This window comes from Rhodococcus sp. 06-235-1A (assembly GCF_002258785.1).
Classification (GTDB): domain Bacteria; phylum Actinomycetota; class Actinomycetes; order Mycobacteriales; family Mycobacteriaceae; genus Rhodococcoides.
This window is the reverse complement of record NZ_NOYI01000025.1, coordinates 13544-32386: the sequence shown is the minus strand read 5'-3', so window position 1 is coordinate 32386 and position 18843 is coordinate 13544. Positions and strand designations below refer to the sequence as shown.

The 18843-nt window shown below is 64.6% G+C and carries 14 protein-coding genes; 5 read left to right on the top strand and 9 right to left on the bottom strand.

Features of this window, described 5'->3' with window-relative positions; all coding sequences use genetic code 11:
* Positions 1–38 precede the first annotated feature (38 nt).
* The gene (locus tag CH275_RS23355; RefSeq protein ID WP_094680611.1) at positions 39–1826 is read right to left on the bottom strand and encodes a DEAD/DEAH box helicase; all 1788 of its coding nucleotides are present in this window, start codon (positions 1824–1826) and stop codon (positions 39–41) included.
* Positions 1827–2104: 278 nt separating this feature from the next.
* Here CH275_RS23355 and CH275_RS23350 point away from each other — a divergent pair, with 278 nt between their 5' ends.
* Positions 2105–3892 (top strand): AMP-dependent synthetase/ligase, encoded by a 1788-nt coding sequence (locus CH275_RS23350; protein ID WP_179276304.1) that lies wholly within the window; start codon positions 2105–2107, stop codon positions 3890–3892.
* Between the two features lie 57 nt (positions 3893–3949).
* On the opposite strand, the gene CH275_RS23345 is transcribed toward CH275_RS23350, so the two are convergent.
* Entirely contained in the window at positions 3950–4567 is a 618-nt protein-coding gene (locus CH275_RS23345) for an alpha/beta hydrolase (protein WP_094680609.1), read from the bottom strand.
* An 81-nt stretch (positions 4568–4648) separates the two neighbouring features.
* On the opposite strand from CH275_RS23345, the gene CH275_RS23340 reads away from it, so the two are divergent.
* Entirely contained in the window at positions 4649–8098 is a 3450-nt protein-coding gene (locus CH275_RS23340; RefSeq protein WP_094680608.1) for a TM0106 family RecB-like putative nuclease, read from the top strand.
* On the opposite strand, the gene CH275_RS23335 is transcribed toward CH275_RS23340, so the two are convergent.
* The gene (locus CH275_RS23335; RefSeq protein ID WP_094680607.1) at positions 8068–9282 is read right to left on the bottom strand and encodes an alanine racemase; all 1215 of its coding nucleotides are present in this window, start codon (positions 9280–9282) and stop codon (positions 8068–8070) included. The genes CH275_RS23340 and CH275_RS23335 overlap by 31 nt on opposite strands.
* 92 nt (positions 9283–9374) lie before the next feature.
* A complete protein-coding gene (locus CH275_RS23330; protein ID WP_094680606.1) occupies positions 9375–10016 on the bottom strand; it encodes a TetR/AcrR family transcriptional regulator in 642 nt (213 codons plus the stop codon).
* A 124-nt stretch (positions 10017–10140) separates the two neighbouring features.
* Between CH275_RS23330 and CH275_RS23325 the strand changes: the two genes are divergently transcribed.
* Both CH275_RS23325 and CH275_RS23320 read left to right on the top strand, forming a co-directional pair.
* Positions 10141–11454 carry a D-arabinono-1,4-lactone oxidase gene (locus CH275_RS23325; RefSeq protein WP_094680605.1) on the top strand — a complete coding sequence of 438 codons (1314 nt, stop codon included), beginning with the start codon at positions 10141–10143 and terminating at the stop codon, positions 11452–11454.
* A gap of 134 nt (positions 11455–11588) precedes the next feature.
* A complete protein-coding gene (locus CH275_RS23320) occupies positions 11589–13076 on the top strand; it encodes a molybdopterin-dependent oxidoreductase (RefSeq protein WP_094680638.1) in 1488 nt (495 codons plus the stop codon).
* Position 13077: 1 nt separating this feature from the next.
* Here the strand turns inward: CH275_RS23320 and CH275_RS23315 are convergent, their stop codons facing one another.
* On the bottom strand, positions 13078–14019 hold the full coding sequence (locus CH275_RS23315) for an adenosine deaminase (RefSeq protein WP_094680604.1): 942 nt from the start codon (positions 14017–14019) through the stop codon (positions 13078–13080).
* 10 nt (positions 14020–14029) lie between these two features.
* On the bottom strand, positions 14030–14821 hold the full coding sequence (locus tag CH275_RS23310) for an enoyl-CoA hydratase/isomerase family protein (protein ID WP_094680637.1): 792 nt from the start codon (positions 14819–14821) through the stop codon (positions 14030–14032).
* 89 nt (positions 14822–14910) lie between these two features.
* On the opposite strand from CH275_RS23310, the gene CH275_RS23305 reads away from it, so the two are divergent.
* Positions 14911–16056 (top strand): acyl-CoA dehydrogenase family protein, encoded by a 1146-nt coding sequence (locus tag CH275_RS23305; protein ID WP_094680603.1) that lies wholly within the window; start codon positions 14911–14913, stop codon positions 16054–16056.
* Between the two features lie 93 nt (positions 16057–16149).
* Here the strand turns inward: CH275_RS23305 and CH275_RS23300 are convergent, their stop codons facing one another.
* From CH275_RS23300 to CH275_RS23290, 3 genes are all read right to left on the bottom strand, one after another.
* Positions 16150–17604, bottom strand: coding sequence for a DHA2 family efflux MFS transporter permease subunit (locus tag CH275_RS23300; RefSeq protein WP_094680602.1), 1455 nt, complete (start codon positions 17602–17604; stop codon positions 16150–16152).
* 9 nt (positions 17605–17613) lie between these two features.
* Positions 17614–18219 (bottom strand): PadR family transcriptional regulator, encoded by a 606-nt coding sequence (locus CH275_RS23295; RefSeq protein WP_094680601.1) that lies wholly within the window; start codon positions 18217–18219, stop codon positions 17614–17616.
* Positions 18220–18507: 288 nt separating this feature from the next.
* The gene (locus CH275_RS23290) at positions 18508–18711 is read right to left on the bottom strand and encodes a cold-shock protein (RefSeq protein WP_008714360.1); all 204 of its coding nucleotides are present in this window, start codon (positions 18709–18711) and stop codon (positions 18508–18510) included.
* Between the last annotated feature and the right edge of the window lie 132 nt (positions 18712–18843).

Sequence of the window (18843 nt, the reverse complement as noted above, 5' to 3'; positions counted from 1 at the left end):
CCCACTACGAGTTGCCGTGCACGTGCGGCGAAGCCGCTCTAACGCCTGCCCTTGAACTTTCCGCCACCGCGCGGCCCACCGCTGCGTCCGGGAGGGCCGGAATCGGGCTGCAGCTGAATGAGCACGCCGCTGATCCGGGTGCGGCGCAACGCCTCGACCGTCTCGTCGGCGAGATCTGCCGGCAGTTCCACCAGCGAGTGGTCGGGACGAATACTGATGTGCCCGAAGTCGCTTCGACGCAGCCCGCCCTCGTTGGCAATGGCACCGACGATGGCACCGGGCGCGACGTGATGACGCTTCCCGACGCTGATGCGGTACGTCGCCATCTCCTGACCCGTCTTGCGGTGATGCGAGCTGGCCGCATCCTCGTCGAACGTACGAGGCGGCCGCGGCTCGCGCGGCTCACGGGGTGCGCGCGGCGGGGCAGGCGGCTCCGGCTTCAACAGGAACGCTTCGCCGTCGCGGGACTGGATGGCCAGCGCTGCTGCGATGTCGACCAACGGCACATCGTGCTCGCGCTCGTAGTCCTCGATGAGCCGGCGGAACAGTGCCAGATTCTCGTTGCCGAGGCTCTCGGTGATCGAGTCCTTGAACTTCGTCACGCGCTGCGCGTTGACGTCGTCGACGCTCGGGAGCTGCATCTCGGTGATCGGCTGACGCGTCGCACGTTCGATGGCCTTGAGCAGATGACGCTCGCGGGGGGCGACGAACAGCAATGCCTGACCGGCCCGGCCTGCGCGTCCGGTACGACCGATGCGGTGCACGTAGGACTCGGTGTCGTGCGGGATGTCGTAGTTGATGACGTGCGAGATGCGGTCGACGTCGAGACCGCGGGCCGCGACGTCGGTGGCCACCAGAATGTCGATCTGACCGTTCTTGAGATGGCCGATGGTGCGCTCACGCTGAGCCTGCACGATGTCGCCGTTGATCGCCGCGGCCGAGAAACCCCGTGCACGCAGCTTCTCGGCGAGCTCCTCGGTGGCCTGCTTGGTGCGGACGAACATGATCATGGCCTCGAACTCTTCGACCTCGAAGATTCGAGTCAGTGCCTCGAGCTTGCGCTGATGGGCCACCTGGACGTAACGCTGGGTGATGTTCGGTGCCGTGGACGTCTTGGCCTTGACGGTGATCTCCACCGGGTCGTGCAGATACTGCTTGGAGATCTTGCGGATCGCGGCCGGCATCGTGGCCGAGAACAACGCGACCTGCTTGTACTCCGGGGTGTCGGAGAGGATGCGCTCGACGTCCTCCTGGAAACCCATCTTGAGCATCTCGTCGGCCTCGTCGAGCACCAGATACTCGAGGCCGGACAGGTCGAGCGTGCCCTTCTCGAGGTGGTCGATGACACGGCCCGGCGTGCCGACGATGATCTGGGCACCCTTGCGCAGGCCCGACAACTGGATGCCGTACGCCTGACCGCCGTAGATCGGCAGGATGTGCAGACCCGGAATGTGGGTGGCGTACTTGCCGAACGCCTCGGCGACCTGGAGCGCCAGCTCGCGCGTCGGTGCGAGCACCAGAGCCTGCGGCACCCGACGCGAGACGTCGAGACGGGACAGGATCGGCACCGCGAACGCAGCCGTCTTGCCGGTTCCGGTCTGCGCGAGGCCGACGACGTCGTTACCTGCCATCAACGGCGGAATGGTAGCCGCCTGGATGGGCGACGGGCTTTCGTATCCGACGTCGAGGAGGGCCTTCAGGACCCGCTCGTCGATTCCGAGACCGGCAAAGGTGATGTCGTCGCCAGCGGAAGCGGACTCCGGTGGGGGCGAACTCGTCTCGTCAGACGTCACGGCGGCATCCTGATCAGTTTCTGAAGTGCTCATATGTGGCACGAGTTTAGTACCTGCTCGGCCCCCGCGACCCCTTCTGCGCTGATCAGGTGACGAAGACGGCCTCGCGGGCACCTCGTGCGAGCCGCCTCACAGTCCCGACCCGACGGCGTGGCTTCGCAAATGCCGGTTATGTTGTACTCCAAGTCACACTCAATTCCCCTCGAAACGACCTGAAAATTCGCAAACCGGACAACCTCGGTGGTGCGTTACGGACACGGGTGTGATGAAATGCACAACTACCACGCTATCTTTCCGTAAGGGGTCCAGCAGTGCGCGAATATTCTGTGCCGGCGTCGTTCACCATTCCCGACGACGCATCCATGGCCGACACCGTTTTCCGGTACGAGAAGGAATCGCCGAACCTCGTACCGTTCCAACGACTCGTGAACGGCAACTGGACCGACGTCACCGCGGCTCAGTTCGCCAAAGAGGTCGCCGCAGTAGCCAAGGGACTGATCGCCTCGGGCGTCGAGCTCGGTGACCGCGTCGCCATTCTCAGCGCGACGCGGTACGAGTGGGTCGTTCTCGACTACGCCATCTGGACCGCGGGCGGATGCACCGTCGCGATCTACGAGACCTCCTCTGCCGACCAGGCTCAGTGGATCCTCGAGGACTCCGCCACCAAGCTGCTCATCGTCGAGACGGCGGCGCACTCGTCGAACCTGAAAGAGGTCACCGAAGGTGCCAAGGATCTGCGTGAGGTGCTGCAGATCGACGCCGGAGCCATCGACGAACTGACCACACGCGGTGCCGGAGTCAGCGACGAGGACCTACACACGCGACGTCACCAGGTCACCGCCACATCGCCGGCAACACTCATCTACACCTCGGGTACCACCGGCCGGCCCAAGGGCGTCCAGCTGACGCACTCGAACTTCTACGCCGAGGTTCAGGCCACCCAGATCGCCCTGCACGACTCGATGAAGGAGGGCAACCGAACATTGATGTTCCTCCCGATGGCGCACGTGTTCGCCCGGGCCATCTCCTTCGGTGCCTTCGAGTCCAAGGCGACCGTCGGGCACACCTCGGACGTGTCGACGCTGGTGGACCAGTTCGCCGTCTTCAAGCCGGACTTCATCCTCTCGGTGCCGCGCGTGTTCGAGAAGGTCTACAACTCGGCGAAGCAGAAGGCACACGACGGCGGTAAGGGCAGCATCTTCGACAAGGCTGCCGCGACGGCCATCGAATGGAGCGAGGCGCAGGAAAAGGGTGGAGCAGGCCTGGTTCTGAACCTCAAGCACACGGTGTTCGACAAGCTCGTCTACTCCAAGCTTCGGGCAGCGCTCGGCGGCAACTGCGAGCGCGCGGTGTCGGGCGGCGGACCTCTCGGTGCTCGCCTCGGCCACTTCTTCCGCGGTGCGGGCGTCCCGGTCTACGAGGGCTACGGACTGACCGAGACCAGCGCGGCCGTCACCGTCAACACCACCAAGGAACAGCGTGTCGGCACCGTCGGCAAGCCGATCAACGGCCACGCGGTCAAGGTCGCCGAGGACGGCGAACTTCTCCTCAAGGGACCGGTGGTGTTCAGCGGTTACTGGCACAACGACAAGGCCACCTCCGAGGCGATCGTCGACGGCTGGTTCCACACCGGTGACCTCGGCGCGATCGACCAGGAAGGCTACGTCTCGATCACGGGCCGCAAGAAGGAGATCATCGTCACCGCCGGCGGCAAGAACGTTGCCCCCGCAGTACTCGAGGACGCCCTTCGCGCGAACGCGATCATCAGCCAGTGCCTCGTCGTCGGCGATGCGAAGCCGTTCATCGGCGCGCTCATCACACTCGACCCCGAAGCGCTGCCGGGCTGGCTCGAACGACACAGCCTCTCTGCCGACATCCCGTTCTCGGAGCTGTCGAAGAACGCCGACCTCGTCGCCGAGATCGACAAGGCCGTCGCCGAGGCCAACAAGAAGGTGTCGAGCCCCGAGCAGATCAAGAAGTACACGATCCTCGAGAACGACTTCACCGTCGAAACCGGTGAGCTCACCCCCACGATGAAGCTCAAGCGCAACATCATCCACGCCGAGCGCGGCAGCGACATCGAGGCCATCTACTCGTAGTTCGACCACACGGCACAAGGGCCCGGTGCGATATTCGCACCGGGCCCTTCTGTCGCGTCAGGACATGTGGTCGTCGAGAAACTCCGCCACCACCGACGTCACCTGCAGGTGAATCTTCTCGTGCAGCAGGTCGTGGCCGCCGTCGTCGAACTCGCGCAGGGAGGCGTCGGGGACACCGCCGATCCACTCCCGTACCGCATCGATCGGAGCCAGACGATCGTCGACGCCGTGCACGGCGAGGATCGGAATCACGTTGTCGGCGAGGTCGGTGGCCGAGCCGGTCACGGACTTCGGGGTGCCGCACAGCACGGCGCACCGGACTGCCTCCGGATGCGCTCCGAGAGCCGCGATGGCCGTCGCCGCACCGAGCGAATGACCCATCAGCGCGAACGACAACTCGGGATGCTCGGCTTCGGCGATGTCGAGCAGCTGCAGCGCGTTCTGCGCGAGGCCGGGAATCTGAGCGGCGTCGGTCAACTCACCTTCGGTGAGGCCGTGCCCCACGTGATCGACCGCCCACACGTCCACTCCGCGACCGTTCAGCACCCGGGCGAAGCGGTGATAGTGGCCGCTGTTCTGGCCGAGGCCGTGCAGAAAAACGAGACCGAAACGAGCATCGGGAACAGTCCAGTTTCGGTAGTGGACCGCGCCGGTGGCTCCGTCGAAAAATGGCATTCGATCATTTTGCCCTCTCGCGTCTGCTTCCGCGCGCAACGTGACCGGCGCCGCTGTCGTCGATGGCTAGGGTGGGCACTTGTGTTCCTCCTCGGCGATCGGGTCGTCTACAGCGCCAGCGACCTCGCAGCGGCGGCGTCCTGCGAATTCGCCTTGCTTCGTCGACTGGACGGGCTGACCGGATTGATCCCGCGCGCTGCCACCGAACCGGACCCCATGCTCGACCGCACGTCCGCACTCGGATTCGAGCACGAACGGCGTCAACTCGACGCGTTCGAGCAGCGCTACCCCGGCGGTGTCCTGACGATGGACAGACCGGGGCGAACCGATCAGGAACTGGCCGACGCCGCCTGGGCAACCTTCACTGCGCTGACCGCGCGCACGCCGGTGGTGTACCAGGCGACCTTCTTCGACGGCCGGTTCCTCGGATTCTGCGACTTCCTGGTTGCAGAGGGCTCGGGCTACGGCGTGTACGACACCAAGCTGTCGCGGCACGCGAAAGTGCCGGCGCTGCTGCAGTTGGCGGCCTACGCCGACGCACTGAAGACCGGCGGAGTGACGCCGAGCGAGAACGTGCACCTGATGCTCGGTGACGGCAGCGACTCCGCACACTCTCTCGCCGAGATACTTCCGGTGTACCGACAATCCCGGGACCATCTGCAAGGCATCCTCGACGAGCACCACGCCGAGGGCACCGTCGTCGACTGGTTCGACTCGCGCTACTCCGGTTGCGGGCAGTGCGAGGCCTGCACGGTCGAAGTGGAGCAGCATCGCGATCTGGTTCTCGTCGCCGGCATGCGCGCGAGTACCCGGGAGAAGCTACTCGATGCGGGAATCGCGACAGTGGACGCGCTGGCCTCGTCGACCGGAATCGTCGACGGGATGTCCACTCGCACGGTGACGAACCTGCGCGCGCAAGCGGCCTTGCAGGTTCGCCAGGAGCACAGCGGCACAGCCGAATTCGAAATCTTCGACGCCGAGGCCCTGGGCGTGATCCCCGAGCCCGACCCGGGCGACATCTTCTTCGACTTCGAGGGCGACCCACTGTGGGCCGAGGCGGGCAGCACGGAATGGGGCCTCGAGTACCTGTTCGGCGTCTACACAGCCGACGGTGAGTTCTTGCCGTTCTGGGCGCACGATCGCGCGCAGGAGCGGAGCGCGCTGATCGATTTCCTCGACTACGTCTCCACTCGTCGCGCCGCGTATCCGAACATGCACGTCTACCACTACGCGCCGTACGAGAAGACCGCACTGCTGCGTCTGGCCGGGCGGTACGGAGTAGGTGAGGACGCGGTCGACAACCTGCTGCGGGACAACGTATTGGTCGACCTGTACCCCGTCGTGCGGTCTGCGGTCCGCATCGGAGCTCGGTCCTACAGCATCAAGAAACTCGAACCGCTGTACATGCCCGCCGCCCGCGACGGAGACGTCACCGATGCCGCCGCGTCGATCGTCGAATACGCGAACTGGTGTGATCTCCGAGACCAAGGCAAGGACGCCGAGGCGGCTGCCCTACTCGCAGACATTGCCGAGTACAACCGGACCGACTGCGAATCGACTCTGCGACTGCGTGATTGGTTGCTCGAGCGCGCATCGGATGCCGGTGTTCCGCCGCGGGTGAACCACGAGCTCGACCTCGACAAGAGCGCCTCCGACACCGCGAGCCCGCTGGAGCTCGAACTTGCCGAGTACGCGGGACTGCCCTGGGACCGCACCCCGACGCAGCAGGCCGTGGCCCTGTTCGCCGGTGCCATCGGCTACCACCGCCGCGAGCGAAAGCCGTTCTGGTGGGCTCACTTCGATCGCCTGACCCACCCACTGGACGAGTGGGCCGACGCGGCAGACGTACTGAAGGTCGAACGAGCCGAGTTGGTGCACGACTGGATGAAAACCGCGCCCACACAGCGCGTTCTGCGACGACGAATCAAGCTGCTGGGGCACCTGAGCAACGGGGTGCTCTCGGGCGCGAAAGTCAAGCTGCTCTACGCCGACCCGGCCCCGGAAGGGCTGCCGAAGCAGCAACCGCATCACCGGGCGACCACGACGGTCGAGATCGTGCAGACCGGCTACGAGGGCACCCTCGACATGGTCGTGGTGGAGGAGAACCTACGCAAGGGCGTGACCGGATACACCGACTTTCCCATCGCGACGGCTCCGGACTCGCCGCCGGCGACGAAGCACCTCGAGGAGGCGATCACCGGAGTTGCCACCGAGGTCGGGGCCGCCCTGCCACACCTTCCGCGCACGGCCGTCGCCGATCTGCTCACGCTGTCTGCGCCCCGAACCCGTTCCGGTGCCGGCCTTCCCGAGGCACAGGGAAGCGACTACGCAGCAGCGGTCACCGCAGCGTTGCTCGATCTGGACGACTCCTACGTTGCCGTACAGGGCCCGCCCGGAACCGGAAAGACGTATACCGCCGCTCGGGTGATCGCCGAATTGGTCGATGTCCATCACTGGCGCATCGGCGTGGTCGGCCAGTCTCATCACGTGGTGAACAATCTGCTGGACACCATCGTCGATGCCGGAGTGGACCCGGCCAAGGTCGGCAAGAAAGCTCCGACCGCTCACACCGTCCTGGACCCGACGGACTACTCCCGATTCATCACCGACGCAGCCGAGGGGTGCGTCGTCGGCGGCACCGCCTGGGACTTCTCCAACTCCGGCCGGGTGCCGCCCGGATCCCTGGATCTGCTCGTCGTCGACGAGGCCGGGCAGTTCTCGCTGGCCAACACCATCGCCGTCTCGGTGTCGGCGCGCAATCTCTTGCTGCTCGGCGACCCGGCACAGTTGCCGCAGGTCAGCCAGGGCACCCACCCCGAACCCGTCGACGAGTCGGCGCTGGGCTGGATCACCAGCGGACACCCGACGATGCCCGCCGACCGCGGGTACTTCCTGGCGACGACATGGCGGATGCATCCGGATCTGTGTGCGCCCGTCTCGGCGCTGTCGTACGAGGGCAAGCTGCAATCCAAGAGTGCTGTGACACAGGCTCGTTCACTGGAATCCCTCGATCCCGGCCTGCACACCGTCTACCTCGACCATCACGGCAACTCCACGGACTCGGTGGAAGAAGCCGACGAGGTCGTCACACGAGTCCAAGGTCTACTCGGTCGGCTCTGGAGCGACCCCCAATCCTTCGACGGAACGCGGCCGATGGAGCAGTCCGACTTCCTCGTCGTCGCGGCCTACAACGCTCAGGTGGCCGTCATCCTCGAACGACTCGAGGCCGCCGGGCTCGATGACGTCTCGGTGGGAACCGTCGACAAGTTCCAGGGTCGTCAAGCACCGGTGGTGTTGATCTCCATGGCGGCATCGGCCATCGAGGACGTTCCGCGTGGCATGTCGTTTCTGCTCTCGCGCAACCGGCTCAACGTCGCCGTCTCTCGCGGTCAGTGGGCAGCGATCCTGATTCGATCACGAGCACTGACACAGTACCTGCCGTCGACCCCGGCCGGACTGGTCACCCTGGGCACCTTCATGGCCTTGTGCGAGAACGGAATTCAGCCGAAGGCCATGCCCTCGCCGCGGTAGGTGGGAACTGCCTCGACCGATCCGTCGGCGTGCACCAGATGCAGGGTGTCGAATCGCTCGCACAGCTCGCCCGCCTTGGCGTGCCGGAACCAGACGCGATCACCTATCCGAATCTCTTCTGCTCCGCTCACCGGAGTCTGCACCTCGCCTGCTCCTTCGTTGCGCAGCAACTTCAACCCGGACGTGACGACCCCCCTGGCCTTCCTCGACCATGCCACCGGCCGGGGTGACCGCGACGACGATGCCGGACCCGACGCGATGTAGCCACCGCCGAACAACGTCGCGATCTGCGGGGTAGGCTTGCGCACCGCGGGCAGCGCGAAGAACAGCGACGGCTCGGCCGAGAATGCGCGATACCGATCGAACAGCGTCGGCGCGAACAGACCCGATCCGGCGGTGACCTCGGTGACGACCGGATCGGCCGCCGAGAAATCGATCGACCCAGTGCCGCCACTGTTGACGATCTCGATACGCCCCACCGCCGCAGTCACTGCCTCGACGACGGCCGTTCTGCGCGTGGAGATCTCGCGAGCAGAGAACGACTTCATCAATTCCACCGCGACGTTGGAATCGGGCACACCGGCGATCTGCGCCTCGTAGAACATCAGGCCGACGACCCGAAACCCACGCTCTTGCGCCACGCGCGCGAAGGCCGCGACCTGTTCCGGTTCACGCAGCGGAGAACGCCTGACTCCGATGTGCAGCGGCCCGATCCGCAGCGAGGCATCGACGTCGATACAGATACGGGGCTTGAGAAGATCACTGCCGGTGGCGTCGCGCACGATGTCCAATTGAGCGACGTCGTCGACCATCAGCGTGATGCGACCCGACAGAACACGGTCGTTGACGACCTCGGCGAGAGCAGTGCGGTCGACGCTCGGGTAGCCCATCAGAATGTCGTCGACGCCGTGGCGCGCCAACCATGCCGCCTCCCGCAGCGAATACGCCATGACCCCGCTCACGCCGTCGGCTGCGAGGACCCGCTCCAGCACGGCGCGGCAGCGCACCGACTTGCTGGCGATCCTGATCGGCACCCCGTCCGCCCGTGCTCGCAATGCCGCCGCATTGGCGTCCAGGGCCGCGGAATCGACTGCAGCCAAGGGTGATTCGAGCCCCTCGGTAGCAGCGGAGATGCGGGACAGTGGTGTCGTGTCGGTAGTGACGACACCGGCGATCGAACTCATACGTCAACATTCCTTCGTCGTCGTTGCCGGGCCTGCACAGTCAAACACTCCGCAGCCGAGAAGTCCCGGCGAGCCTTCGGCCACGCCGATGTTCAGCAGTCCAGGGCCTTGGCCGCGATCAGCCCCGACAGGTCGTCGATCTGCGCCAACACCTCCAGGTCGTCACCGTCGACCAACCACCGCAGCACCAGACCGTCGAGGGTCGCCATCCCGAACCGCGCGATCGACGCCACCGGCTCGAGCCATCGCGTGCCGGTGTGGGCGGAGCACTTCTCGAAAAACAACCGCGCCTCGGAGTCTCGAATTCGATACTGCCCACTGGCGATCTCGGCGGCCGTCGCCGACCCCAGGGCGCGATGGCGCAGCAGATAGGTCTTGATCTCGTAGGCGAGCAACTGCCGATCCGGCGACTTCTCGATCAGCAACCACACCGCGCTCAGACCGCCGTGCACCAGCTCTCGCAGCCCACGAACACCCGGGAGTTCGCGCGTGCCCACGGCACTGTCCAGCGCGGCGTGCAGAATCTCCGTGACGTCGACGATGAGGTGCTCCCCCATCGCGATCACCAGATCCTGCTTGGTCTCGAAGTGGTACTGCACGATGCCCTTGGTGACGTCCGCGTACTCCGACAGTGCCCGCACCGTCAGAGACTCGATACCCACCCGCTCGGCGACGTCGATCGCCGACTGCACCAGTTGTGCGCGTCGCACATCCGCGGGCAGCCTCGATTGCATGACCCGATACTAGGGCGCGGCCGAGTTCTGTGCCTCGGATTGCCCCACGGGAGTGGAGCCTGCGGAATGACCCTGCGGTTGCATCGGGAGCTCGGTGTGGTTTCGGGAGTGGGATAGTGATCGGATGATCGGGCGGCCGTGGCAGAACTGGGCAGGTAATCAACACGCGTTCCCGTCGGACCGCGCCGAACCCACATCGATAGACGACTTGCGCGCCGTTCTGCAGCGGGCCGTCGAGGAGTCTCGGTCGGTGCGATGCGTCGGGGCCGGTCACTCCTTCACCCCGATCGCCGTCACCGACGGCGTTCAGATCAGCCTCGATTCTTTTTGCGGGATCGAATCGGTCGTCCGCGACGGCGACGGTTCCGCCCGGGTGACGGTGCTGGCCGGCACCCGGCTGCGCGAGCTGACTGCGACGTTGTGGGACCTCGGCCTGGCCATGACCAATCTCGGGGACATCGACGAACAATCCGTAGCCGGAGCCATCTCCACGGGCACCCACGGAACCGGTGCTCGCTTCGGCGGTATCGCCACGCAAGTGCATGCGCTGGAGCTGATGACGGCGGACGGGCAGCTGATGAAGTGCTCTCGTCAGGAGAACCCCGACCTGTTCTACGCAGCCCGCATCGGTCTCGGTGCACTCGGCATCATCACCAGGGTCACGCTCGACTGTGTGCCGGCGTTCGCCCTGCGAGCTGTCGAGGAGCCGTCGACGCTGACGGCAACGCTCGCCGAGCTCGATACCACCGTCGCTGCCGTCGACCACTTCGAGTTCTACTGGTTTCCACACACCGACCGTGTACTGACCAAACGCAACACCCGCCTGCCCGGCAACGCTGTGCTGCGCCCGCTGGGAAAGGTGCGCTCGTATCTCGACGACGAACTGCTGTCCAACACGGTCTTCGAGGGGCTCAACCGCGTGGTGACGCGGGTGCCGGCCCTGATACCTCGACTGAACGAGGTCTCGGCCAGGGCACTGTCGGCCCGCGAGTACACCGATCGTTCGTACCGAGTGTTCGCATCCTCGCGGACGGTCAGATTCGTCGAGATGGAATATGCCGTGCCTGCAGCCGAGATCGGCTGGGTGCTGCGCGAGGTGGATCGCTGGCTCGAGCAGTCTTCGATGTCCATCGCATTCCCTGTCGAAGTGCGATTCGCCGCCGCCGACGACATCTGGCTTTCCACCGCGTACGGACGTGCGACGGCCTACATCGCGGTGCACCAATACCACCGCCGCGATCACCGCGAGTACTTCGACGCCGTCGAAGCCATCTGCCGCAGCGTCGGTGGTAGGCCGCACTGGGGCAAACTGCACTCCCTCGGCGGCGACGAACTGCGCGATACCTACGAGCATTTCGACGATTTCCGACGCATCCGCGAAGAGATGGACCCGAGAAAGTTGTTCGGCAGCGACTACCTCGAACATCTGCTGTCCTGAGCGGTTGACCAGTGCAGCGTGTGGCGCAATTTCTGCTCCACTTGTGCGACCGTCGAGTGGGTTTCCCCAGGCCAACTCTTCGAGTGGAGCGTCCCGTGCACGCAGCCACTCCCCGCACGCTTACATTGGAGCAAGTGAGCACAGGTACACGCGCGCTGTCCGGCATCATCGCCGCCGGAGTCGTCCTCGGTGTCGGTGAATTGGTCGCCGTCCCCATCGGACCGAACTCGTCGCCACTGACCGCCGTCGGGTCCTCGGCCGTCGACAACAGCCCGGCCCCGGTCCGCGAATGGGCCATCGACACGTTCGGCACCTCCGACAAACTCGCCCTGTTCATCGGAATGGCCGTCGTGATCGGAGCGATCGCCGCCGCGGCAGGCATCGCCCGCAAGCCGATCGGTGCCGTGGTGTTCGCTGCACTGGGCGTTGTGGGCGTACTCGCCGCAGTGACCCGCCCCGACGCAACGGCCTTCTACGCAGTCCCGACCATCGGCGGTGTCATCGTCGGCATCGTCGTATTGCACGCCCTCACCGGTGCAGCCGCGCCTGCCACCGAGGGGATGAACCGTCGCAGCTTCCTGACCCTCGCCGCCGGTGCCGCCGTACTCGGTGTGGTCGCCGGAACCGCCGGACGGATGCTCACCTCGGCGCGCGCCGTCACAGCCGATCGACTCGGCTTCATGCTTCCCACCCCGACACCGCAACCGCCGATACCGACGGGTGCAGACCTGAAGATCGACGGCCTCGCGTCGTACATCACCCCGAACGACGACTTCTACCGCATCGATACCGCGTTGGTCGTGCCGCGGGTGGCGTCGGATACGTGGTCGTTGCGCATCCACGGCATGGTGGACCGCGAGATCGAGCTGACGTTCGCCGACCTCGCCCAGCGGCAGGCCGTGGAGAAGACCGTCACCCTGACCTGCGTGTCCAACATCGTCGGCGGCGACCTCGTGGGCAACGCCACGTGGATCGGCTACCCGCTCAAGGACATTCTCGAAGAAGCGGGGATTTCGCCGGACGCCGACATGGCGCTGTCCTCGAGCAGCGATGCCTTCACCGCGGGCACTCCCCTGGAGGTACTGCTCGACGGCCGCGACGCTCTACTGGCCGTCGGAATGAACGGTGCACCGCTGCCCGTCGAGCACGGCTACCCTGCGCGACTCGTGGTACCGGGCCTGTACGGCTACGTCTCGGCGACCAAGTGGGTCACCGACATCGAGATCACCCGATTCGACAAGGTGACGGCGTATTGGACCGATCGCGGTTGGGGCGCACTCGGACCGATCAAGACGGCCTCGCGGATCGACACTCCGCGATCGGGCAGCTCCGTGCCGGCCGGGAAATCGGTGATCGCGGGCGTCGCCTGGGATCAGCACACCGGTATCGACGGCGTCGAAGTACAAGTCGACGAGGGCAATTGGGTGCCGGCCACGCTGTCCGAGGAGTACTCCAAGGACAGCTGGCGGCAGTGGACAGTCGAGCTGGACCTGCCTGCCGGGCAGCATGCGATCCGAGCCAGGGCCACCAACTCGGCCGGAGAACTGCAGACCAACAAGACTGCCGACACAGTTCCCGACGGAGCGACCGGCTACCCGAAGATCTCGGTGACTGCGAACTGATCTACCGCTTCACAAAGCTCGCGCGAATCGAGTTCTCGGACAACTGCTTTCGCTCCGCCTCGGTGAGGCCCATACCCTCTTCCAGAGCAGAGAAGTTGTCATCGACGTAGCCACCGAAGTAGGCCGGATCGTCCGAATTGATCGACACCGACAGGCCGCGCTCGAGCATCTGCCGCAACGGCAGCTGCTCGACGTTGTCGATCACCTTGAGCCGCACATTGGACAGCGGGCAGACGGTGAGCGGAATCTGTTCCTCGACAAGTCGATTCACCAGCGCCTCGTCTTCAAGGCACCGCACCCCGTGATCGATGCGCTCGACCTTCAGCAGATCCAGTGCCTGCCAGATGTAGTCGGGCGGGCCTTCCTCGCCGGCATGCGCGACGACGTGCAGGCCCTCGGCGCGCGCCTTGGCGAACACGTCCACGAACAGCGACGGCGGGTAGCCCACCTCGGCGGAGTCGAGGCCGAGGCCGATGATCGGAGCCTGCATCGCCAACAGATCGTCGAGCAATTGATTCGCGTGCAGCACCGGCTTGTCCCGCAGGATCGACGCGATCAGCCCACTGGTGACGCCGAATTCGCGCTCACTGGTCGCACAAGCATCGGCCAATCCCTCGACAACGGCCTGAAGCGGTACACCACGCTCGGAGTGCGCCTGCGGATCGAAGAAGATCTCCGCATGCGTCACCCCGGCCTGCGCGGTGCGGCGGAAGTACGCGCGGGCCAGATCGGCGAAATCCTCGGCGGTCTGCAACACGGTCATGTTGGCGTAGTACAGATCGAGGAAGGACTGCAGGTCGGTGAACTCGTACTTCGCGCGCAGTTCGTCTATGTCGTTGTACGGCAGAGTGATTGCGTTGCGCTCGGCAAGATCGAAGATCAGCGGAGGTTCGAGCGACCCTTCGATGTGCAGGTGCAGTTCGGCCAGCTGATCGTTACTCACTCGTACGATTCTACTTGCCCGTGTACGTCGCCTTACCCGGGCCGACCTCCAGGAAACTCTGCACCGCCCCGCGTAGATCCTCGGTCTCGAACAGTGCGCCGGAGACCTCGGAGGTGATCTCGTCCGCGTGGGCCACTCCACCGGAACGCCACGCTGCCACAATCTGTTTCGTTGCCGCATGCGCGACGGTAGGGCCGTCGGCCAATCGATGGGTCAGCGCGAGGGCCGCGGCGTCGACGTCGTCGTGGATCTGATTGACCACGCCCCACTCCTTCAGCGTCTGAGCGTCGTACAGATCACCGGTCATGACGAGCTCGCGAGCCCGACCCGAACCGGCTCGCTCGGCCAGACGCTGCGGTCCACCCATCGACGGCGTCAGACCGACGACGGTCTCCACGAGACCGAACTTCGCCTTCGGTCCGGCCAGGATGATGTCGCAGGCCAACGAGATCTCGAACGCCGCGGTGAGCGTCAACCCGTGCGCGGCGTAGATCACCGGGCAGGGCAGCGCCTCGAGCGGATGCGCAATGCTTGCGAACAAACCACGCCACAGATCGGCACCCTGCGCGGCGGACAGGCCATCGAAGACATGCACGTCGACGCCTGCCGAGTTCACCTTGCCCTCGGCGCGCAACAGCACTGCGCGGGGCGGACGCGCGACGAGATCGGCAATATCGGCGGCCACCGAGTCGAACATCGCCTGATCGAAAAGATTGAGTGGTCCGTGATCGAACGTGAGCACAGCGACCTCGGCGCCGGCCGCGGTGGTGGATCGAACGAGCGAAGTGGGTGCGTCAGCCATGGTTCGCATAGTGCCACACCCGTTCCTGGCGATTGTTACCAGCGAGTATTGTGCGCAGGTAACTCACCGTTACCGAGAGGAACAGATATATGAAGCGCAGCCTGTTCGAGGCCGATCACGACGACTTCCGCGCGTCGGTGCGGGAGTTCGTCACCCGCACCATCACGCCGGTCGAGGAGAAGCTCGTCGAACAGCGGTACATCGACCGCGAGATCTGGCTCGAAGCCGGTCGGAACGGCTTCCTGGGACTGGAAGTACCGGAGGAATACGGCGGCAGCGGAGCCGAGGACTACCGATTCAACGCCGTCCTCGCCGAGGAACTCGCCCGCTCGAGTGCCGCGGTGGCGTCGTGCTTCGGTATTCACGTGGACATCGTCGCGCCCTATCTGGTCAAGCTCACCACCGAGGAGCAGAAGAAGCGGTGGCTGCCCGGCTTCTGCAGTGGCGAGATTCTCACCGCGATCGCCATGACCGAGCCGTCCGGCGGCTCGGACCTGGCCGCGCTGAAGACCACCGCCGTCAAGGACGGCGACGACTTCATCATCAACGGATCCAAGACGTTCATCACCAACGGCAACTCCGCCGATCTCGTCATCGTCGCCACCCGCACCACGCCGGAGAAGAAGGCCAGGGGCATCACGCTCTTCGCCGTCGAGAACGGCACCGAAGGGTTCTCTCGCGGACGCAAGCTCGACAAGGTCGGCCAGCCCGAATCCGATACGGCCGAGCTGTTCTTCGAGAACGTGCGAGTCCCGAGCTCGAACATGATCGGCGAATTCGACGGCGGCTTCATCCACATGATGCAGCTGCTCCCCCAGGAACGCATCAGCTGCTCGGTGGCCAACCTCGGGCACGTGCGCCCCATTCTCGAGGAGACGCTCCAGTACGCCAAGGACCGCAAGGCATTCGGCCAGCAGATCGGCTCACTGCAATGGAACAAGTTCCTGCTCGCCGAGCTCGTCACCAAACTCGATGTGGCACAGGCTTACATCGACAACTGCATCGCCGCCCACGGGATCGGTGAACTGACCGCCATCGACGCAGCCAAGGCCAAGTGGTGGAGCTCGCAGGTGCAGAACGAGATTCTCGACCACTGCGTCCAGCTGCACGGCGGCTACGGATTCATGAACGAATACCGCGCCGCCCGCGCCTGGAAAGACGCACGTGTGACGAAGATCTGGGCCGGATCGAACGAAATCATGAAAGAACTGATCGGCCGGGATCTGGGTCTGTAGAGCGGCTTGGCCGCATGTGAGCGCGGAGCCTGCGGTCGCTCCGCAGGCTCCACTCCGGCTTCGTAGTGGGCTACGAAGTTCCGCTCACATGAGCTACTTGAACGCCGGCCGCGCGTAGCAGCAGACTGCAATCATGCCGACGATCAACACCGCGGCGGGCAGAATCAGCGACTGCGCCATGGCGGTGGTGAAGCCGTCGCGCAGCATCTCCGGTACTCGGCCGGCGAATTCGTTTGCCCCCGTTGCCGGTCCACCGGTGGGCAGTTCGGCTGCCAGTCGAGACTGGATGAGCGCGCCGATGCCCGCACTACCGAGCACGGAACCGATCATCCTGGTGGTGTTGTAGATCCCGGATCCTGCGCCGGCCTGACTCATCGGCAGGTTGCGAGTTGCCGTGGCCGCCAACGGAGACCAGATCAACGCGTTCGCCACACCCATTGCTGCGATGGGGAGCAGCAGCTTCCAGATCGCGGTGGTGGGCGTCATCTCGTACGCGAACCACAGCAGCGACGCTGCAAGGATGAACAGTCCCGATCCGGCGATGTAGCGGGGGTGCGTCTTGTCGACGAGCTTGCCGACGTTGGGCGCCAGAATTCCGGTCAGCAATGCCATCGGCACGAACAGCAGTGCCGAACGGGTCGGGGTGAGACCCGTGACGCTCTGCGCGTAGAACATGATCGGCAGCATCATGCCGGACATCGCGAAACCCATTGCGGCGATACCGATATTGGACAGCGAGAAGTTGCGATCGCGGAACAGCGCCAGGGGCACGAGAGGCTCGCTCTTGTTCACGGACTGCCAGTAGACGAACCCGGCGAAGACGAGCAGTCCGACGCCGATGAGGATCCAAATTCCCGTCCCCCAGTCGTACTTCTGCCCCTCCTGGATACCGAACACGATGCAGAACAGTCCGATGGCGCTCAGCGCGACGCCGAGCAGATCGAACCTGTGATCGTTCGTGGGCAACACCGGAACGAACTTGAGCGCCAACGCAATTGCGACAACGCCGACCGGCAGGTTGATGAAAAAGATCCATTCCCACCCGAGCGAGTCGACGAGGACACCGCCGAGGATCGGGCCGACGAGCGTCGCGACACCGGCGACGGCTCCCCACGCACCCATGGCGGTTCCGCGCTTCTCGGCAGGAAACACTCGGGTGATCACGGCCATCGTCTGCGGGGTGATCATCGCAGCACCGAGACCCTGCACGGCACGCGCAGCGATGAGCATCTCGATGGATCCCGACAGCCCGCACCACGCCGAGGCGAGCGTGAACAGGACGAGGCCGGCGATGTAGAGATTCCTGGGACCGAACTTGTCACCGAGTCGTCCGGTGACGAGCAACGGAACGGCGTAGGCCAGCAGATATGCACTGGTGACCCAGATGACGTTGTTGATGTCGGTGTTCAGACCCGCCAGGATCGCCGGTTGAGCGACGGCCACGATGGTCGTGTCGACCAGAATCATGAAGAATCCCAGGCACAGTGCCCAGAGCGCGGGCCAGGGTCTGATCTCTTGTTGCGGCGGAGCGGTCTCGACGGCGTTCATACTGTTCTCCTAATCCCGATCCGTCAGGGTCGTGTGGTGTGCGGAAATCTCGTGCGGCCACGGCAACTGGCCGCTGTCGACGCGATCGATGTAGCTCGTCAACCAATTCACTTCGGCAGACAACATGTGGTACGTGTAATCGATTCCGGCCCAGTAGATTTCGGACACCTTGCGCTCTGCAGCCAGTCGCTGATAGCCGGACAGTTCCTCGATTTCCAGTGACAGGTCTTCGATGCGTGCACGCAGCAACGCGATCGCCTCGGACGCCGGCAGGTTGTGCATCTCGGACAGGCCGAGGGCGAACTGCGGATACTCACGCACCGGGGTACGAAGGATGTCGGCGAGCCGTTCGACGAGAACGCGTCGACCGGCCGGCGTGATCTCGTAGGTGGTGCGTTCGGGTCGGTTGCCGCCACGGTCCGTTCCGACCTCGGCCACCAGTTCTTGCCCGTGGAGTCGGGCAACGGCATGGTAGAGCGATCCGGGCCGAACCTTGACGATTCGATCTTCCTTGCGCTCCAACAGCAGTTGGTACATCTCGTAGGGATGCATAGCGCCTTCCGAGAGCAGTGCCAGAACCGACACTCCCAGCGGATTCACTGCCTCCCCTCGCATCGCACCTCCATCCGGATATCCCAAGCGAATTATTCCAAGTGGAATATAGGTCCATGACTGGGCGGACTGCAACCCGGACATTGCTCCGACCTGGGGATCAATCGGACATACGGAACACTCGCCCGCGAACGAACTGAGGACACCGACCGAGGTCGATGTCCCGTTCCAACAGACGAAGGCCGGATACTCGGAATTTCTTCCGTGTATCCGGCCTTGTCACCGAGTTTCTGGTGGAGATTACTTCGAGAAGCTCACTCCGCCAGGAGAAATCGGGTTACGAAGTTTGAATCAGATGGCGCGGACGCCGGTAGCCTGGGGGCCCTTCTGACCCTGGCCCACCTCGAACTCCACGCGCTGGCCCTCGTCGAGCGACTTGAAGCCGCTACCCTGAATCTCCGAGTAATGAACGAAAACGTCCGGTCCGCCACCATCCTGCTCGATGAAGCCGAAGCCCTTTTCGCCGTTGAACCACTTCACACTGCCCTGCGTCATTCTGTAAACCTTCTGTAAGCGAGCTAGATCTTCACGTCGAAGCTCTAATCTCAAATGCGAGTCTGCCATCTATCGGCGCTGAGCGAAACACCGGGGGCGAAAAAGTTCGAAAGATTGCTTTCGGACGGTAAA

Coding starts and splice junctions, on each gene's coding strand:
- CH275_RS23300 (WP_094680602.1), bottom strand. CDS start 17,604: ATGAACGCCGTCGAGACCGCTCCGCCGCAACAAGAGATCAGACCCTGG.
- CH275_RS23355 (WP_094680611.1), bottom strand. CDS start 1,826: ATGAGCACTTCAGAAACTGATCAGGATGCCGCCGTGACGTCTGACGAG.
- CH275_RS23330 (WP_094680606.1), bottom strand. CDS start 10,016: ATGCAATCGAGGCTGCCCGCGGATGTGCGACGCGCACAACTGGTGCAG.
- CH275_RS23295 (WP_094680601.1), bottom strand. CDS start 18,219: ATGCGAGGGGAGGCAGTGAATCCGCTGGGAGTGTCGGTTCTGGCACTG.
- CH275_RS23345 (WP_094680609.1), bottom strand. CDS start 4,567: ATGCCATTTTTCGACGGAGCCACCGGCGCGGTCCACTACCGAAACTGG.
- CH275_RS23310 (WP_094680637.1), bottom strand. CDS start 14,821: ATGGCTGACGCACCCACTTCGCTCGTTCGATCCACCACCGCGGCCGGC.
- CH275_RS23335 (WP_094680607.1), bottom strand. CDS start 9,282: ATGAGTTCGATCGCCGGTGTCGTCACTACCGACACGACACCACTGTCC.
- CH275_RS23290 (WP_008714360.1), bottom strand. CDS start 18,711: ATGACGCAGGGCAGTGTGAAGTGGTTCAACGGCGAAAAGGGCTTCGGC.
- CH275_RS23305 (WP_094680603.1), top strand. CDS start 14,911: ATGAAGCGCAGCCTGTTCGAGGCCGATCACGACGACTTCCGCGCGTCG.
- CH275_RS23325 (WP_094680605.1), top strand. CDS start 10,141: ATGATCGGGCGGCCGTGGCAGAACTGGGCAGGTAATCAACACGCGTTC.